This is a genomic window from Psychromonas arctica, from assembly GCF_038155225.1.
In the GTDB taxonomy this organism is placed as follows: Bacteria; Pseudomonadota; Gammaproteobacteria; order Enterobacterales; family Psychromonadaceae; genus Psychromonas; species Psychromonas arctica_B.
The window spans coordinates 1-4,548 of sequence record NZ_JBAKBA010000079.1 but is presented as its reverse complement, the minus strand read 5'-3'; the positions used below and the strand labels follow the sequence as shown (position 1 = coordinate 4,548).

4 protein-coding genes are annotated in these 4,548 nt (G+C 38.0%); all 4 read right to left on the bottom strand.

Features of this window, described 5'->3' with window-relative positions; translation table 11 throughout:
- Nucleotides 1-304: 304 nt before the first annotated feature.
- Nucleotides 305-1,594, bottom strand: a complete 1,290-nt coding sequence (ltrA, locus tag V6255_RS17790) for a group II intron reverse transcriptase/maturase (protein WP_341629348.1) — start codon at nucleotides 1,592-1,594, stop codon at nucleotides 305-307.
- Nucleotides 1,595-2,255: 661 nt separating this feature from the next.
- Complete coding sequence (locus V6255_RS17785; RefSeq protein ID WP_341629347.1) at nucleotides 2,256-2,732, bottom strand: hypothetical protein; 477 nt, start codon at nucleotides 2,730-2,732, stop codon at nucleotides 2,256-2,258.
- Nucleotides 2,733-2,856: 124 nt separating this feature from the next.
- Nucleotides 2,857-3,381: a cysteine hydrolase family protein gene (locus V6255_RS17780; protein WP_341629346.1), complete on the bottom strand. Its 525-nt coding sequence runs from the start codon at nucleotides 3,379-3,381 to the stop codon at nucleotides 2,857-2,859.
- Nucleotides 3,382-3,500: 119 nt separating this feature from the next.
- Nucleotides 3,501-4,548: hypothetical protein (locus tag V6255_RS17775; RefSeq protein WP_341629345.1), on the bottom strand; the 1,048-nt coding region annotated here is incomplete at its 5' end.

Below are 4,548 nucleotides of genomic sequence, written 5' to 3'. Positions count from 1 at the left end.
TTGCTGTGCGAAATCAATCGGAATGAATTTACTTTGGCAAGATAAGTCAGGTTTGTAGTTAGCCATCATGTTTATCTCTGAGCGAATAATAACTATTAGATCACAGACGACCAGCTCAATCAAGGTTGTTTTTTGTACAATGAGATATTATAAAAAAAGAACGTGAAAACGTTCTTTTCGGAGAAATTCTACAGCCTATCGTGGTAGAGCGACCTATTACTAGGCCGACCCCACACAGATCCGGACGTGCGGAACTACCGCATCCGGCTCTTCAGTTAAATATACACTCGTGTAAAACACGACCCTAGTACCAATCGACAAGTATATTTCGCTTGCTCACCTTGGGTACTTCAATTTTAAAATAACTTAACATCTTCTTGAAATTACTCCAATTATAGCTTTTCCGACCGCTTCTTCTATTTAACCATTTATACAGATTATGCAGTACATAGTTATATAAATGAGACAGACTACGACTATTGTCAGGCAGCCCAAAGTAATTTCTGAATCCGGTTAGTTTGCGTCTTAATTGGGGAAGCCACTCTCTTAATTTAAGTGAGTATTTTCCCTTTATCCACTGATAATACTCCGTCAACGTCCCTTTCTGTTTCTTAACAGCAGTTCTTCGTCGAAGTCTTACTTTACCATTGGCATCGGTTCCCCAATAAAACTCAAAACCTAAAAATGCAAAATGACGCTTTCGCCCTACATGGAAGCGACTAAACCGCATCAATGATGTTTTATCTTTCGCGACGTCTAAATTGAATTTATTTAATCGTTTCGGTAATACCCGATAAAAGCGCTCCGCATCCTTTGAAAACTGAAATGCACAGACAAAATCATCCGCATAGCGGATCATCATACATCGCCCTTCCATTGCTGGTTTTACTTTCTTTTCAAACCAAAGATCTAATGCGTAATGTAAGTAAATATTAGCCAGTACTGGGCTGATAATACCCCCTTGAGGACTACCACTGGTTGGCTTAGTAAATACACCATCGGGCGATTTAATCCGCGCTTTTAACCATTGGCTTATCAAGCTAAGCATTGCGGCATCATCAATTCGTTGTTTAAGCATCTCCATCAACCAATTATGATCTAGGTTGTCAAAGAAGCCTTTAATATCAGCTTCTACAATGTAACCATAACCTTTAAATTGTAGATTGAGTGTTAAACTATGAATGGCTTGATGGGCACTTTTATTCGGTCGATAACCATAACTGTTACGCAAAAAGTCTTGTTCCCAGATACTTTGCAGGATCTGACTAACGCTTTGCTGTACCAATTTGTCGCTGACCGTGGGTAGGCCTAATGGCCGCTGTTTACCGTTCGATTTGGGAATAAAGATGCGCTTAATATCATTCGCCCTATAACATTTCTGTTTAAGTTGATGACTTAAGCTCGTTATATTTTCAACTAAGTTTGCCTGATATTGATCAATAGAGCATCCATCAATACCAGGCACAGCTTTCTTGTTGAGTTGCCCCCAACTTTCATACAGGCATTCAGTATTTAGTAATCCATATAAATTCTGAAACCTATGTTTAGGGTGAGTATGTGCTTTAAATGTGATGTTATTAAGTGTCGTTGTCATCGTATCTCCAGCCCTACTTTGTCCGGACCATGTATCTGCTTAATAACGGATATAACTGTCAGCTCCTTCGCCGTGTACAAGGCTTTCCCCTGCTCAGACTACTATGGGCTGATCTGACTTCCAAAAGATCTTCGTTTGCCTTGCTTTTCACTCAGCTTCCCTACCACCTTCCTTGTGGAATACCTTTAGATCTCTCAAGTTCTCGATGCATCTCTACATACATGCCACGGCTTGAAAACTCCGCTGACTCGCCACAATCTAACCATTGCGATTGCTTTGCTTGGACTTCGATGGCGTTGCAAACCTCGTCAGTCAGATCTAATATTTATCGGAGCGATACCAGCACTACAGGGACACGCATCCCCTATGGCCTATATGATTCTCTGTGTACGCTTCACCTATCTTGTTCACTTGATTTATCTGGCTCGCACCAATGAAATGCTATTGCAAATCTCAAGCTCCGCCAAAGGCGCAACACTCGATACAGGTGGTTGGTTAAACCTTACCTGACAGGGACTTACACCCTGCAAGATGCACCAAGCTTAGCTTGACGCACCAACGCCCAATTAACAGGCAAAAAATGGTTGGCTAAAATAAGTGAACGGAGTGAACAAAAAGCCAACTGTTTTTTGTCCTTGTTTAATTTCTTGTTAGCTACCGACTACTCAGTATCTTCGTTATAGATACGCGTATAATTTTCAAACTCAGTACCTACTAAGTCCTTTTCAATAACACTTTTAGCTACTTCAAAATCAACAATATAATTGCATGCTTCCATAGTACCACTACCAGTACTGCCACCATCGCAGTTTCCTAAACCAGTCCAGCCGAGCGTTTCATTCATTCGATCTTGCAGCCTACTCCTTTTATCTAAGTCTTCTGAGGTTCCAAAACCATCTACCTCATATTCAATTAAAAGTGTATATTCGTGTTCTGCTTGCACGTAACCTTGATCTGTCAGTTTATCTATTTCTATTTGAATTTTATCTTGTGGCTTTTTAAACAAGCTACGTTTTACTATTTTAGAGTGACCTTTAGTCCCCAATTCACCCCAGTGAATAGTATGAGTACCGTCATCATTATCCCATGTCTCCCAATATTCCTTTTTACTTTCAGTAAATCGATACAACTTGAGCACGATACTTTCCTTAGGTAGCTAACGCCGCGCTAAGCGGACTAAAATTGTGGGTTAAAATGTGTAGCGAAGCGAAACGTAACCCACTGTTTTAGTTCCGTTTAAGCGCCTTGTTAGACCAATTTTACTAGTACACTAGTTTGATTGCAGATATTTTAACTCCAAAACTAGTAACCTCTGGTAATGTACAATTGTGATGTAAACGAATTTGTTCACCTGAAGCGTGTTCTTTACAATGAGTGGTATGCGCATCAGAAACTAATTCAACTGAGTAACCTAAACTCGCGGCTCGCCTAACAGTTGTGTCGACACAAAACTCAGAAGCATAACCGGTAACAATTAAATGTTTCACTTTATTGGTTTCAAGAATATTCTCTAAATTAGTTCTCAAAAACGAATCTGGAGTAGTCTTGCGGACAACAAGATCTCCTTCTATAACATTCAGACTGCTTTGCAACTGCCAGCCCTTACTTTCATATTCCATTACACTTTCAATTTTTTCATGCTGAACATATATAACAGGGTATCCGGCAGTCCTAGCCCAATTGGTAACAGTATTAATTTTACTTAAAACATTATTAACATCAAAAGGTCTAGGCTCTGGATCTATTAAAGCACTCTGAATATCTATTACCAAAACTGCAATTGTCATAAAAACCCTTTCATGTTGGTCTAACGCCGCACTAAGCGGACTAAAATAGTGGGTTATAATGTGGAGCGAAGCGAAACCTAACCCACTGTTTTAGTTCCGTTTAAGTGCCTTGTTAGCTTTTATATATCCATTAGAGATACATTGTAGTTTGATGTAATATCGTCCCAATCGACCTTATTTCTCTCAAAAATTTCTTTCACCTGAGCTTCGAGCTCTTTTTGATAAGTAAAGGCACCAAAAGAGTTACTGAACGCTAATGAAAAATATTGTTTGTAGTCAGAAAGTATCAAGGAAATTCTAGCAATTCCTAACTCCGCAATTTTCTTATTATCGATACTAGCCATATAAAAGTACAATTTTTGTGCATCTTCAGTTAACAACAGATCAAGTTCCTCCAGAGTCGTTACTCCGCACTTTTCTAACTCATTTATTCCTTTTGCTTCATGATCTGCAATAAACTCATATCCAGATGATAATTTATTTTTGAATTTTGACTTTATGTACTGAGCTATTGAAACCGATGTAATTGGAACATTTAACTTACCCGATGTTACTGTTGCCTTTGCCTTTTCTGAAATGGTATCTATTTCTTGAGAAATATTATTAAACTCCCGGTCGGACATTTCGAGAACACCTGCAAGTATTTTAAACCTACGGCTTATATCTGGAGGAAGTTTTCCTGAAAACTTATAGTTCCTATCGTGTTCAATCTCAGCCCAAGCATGTTGTAAAATTGTTCTTATTTGAATTTCGAAAAGTTTATTTTGGAATTGTTTATATTCGGGTAATTTCAATCTATCTTTTTTTAAAGTAGCAACATAATGAACTGACTTGTAGCCAACTTTATCTATACCTAATTCATCGCTCTTATTTGAACTATTCTCCAAGTCAATTTCAAAATTTTCTTCAATAATTTTACAGATAGAATCGATTTCATCTTCAACATAAGTGATTATTCTTATACCACTAAAATCTTGAATTTCATTTATAGGATCAGAATACTTTTCATTATTACCTTTTGCTTTAACACTCTCGATTGTTTTAGCTCTCGAGCTGATCTGATGATACGATATTTCACTCGTCTCAAAAACTTCTGATAAGAGTGATTCAACTTTACTAGGGCGTGTTGATCTTTCAAGAGTAATTTTTGAACAGCATGGTGGAAAT

Coding starts and splice junctions, on each gene's coding strand:
- ltrA (WP_341629348.1), bottom strand. CDS start 1,594: ATGACAACGACACTTAATAACATCACATTTAAAGCACATACTCACCCT.
- V6255_RS17780 (WP_341629346.1), bottom strand. CDS start 3,381: ATGACAATTGCAGTTTTGGTAATAGATATTCAGAGTGCTTTAATAGAT.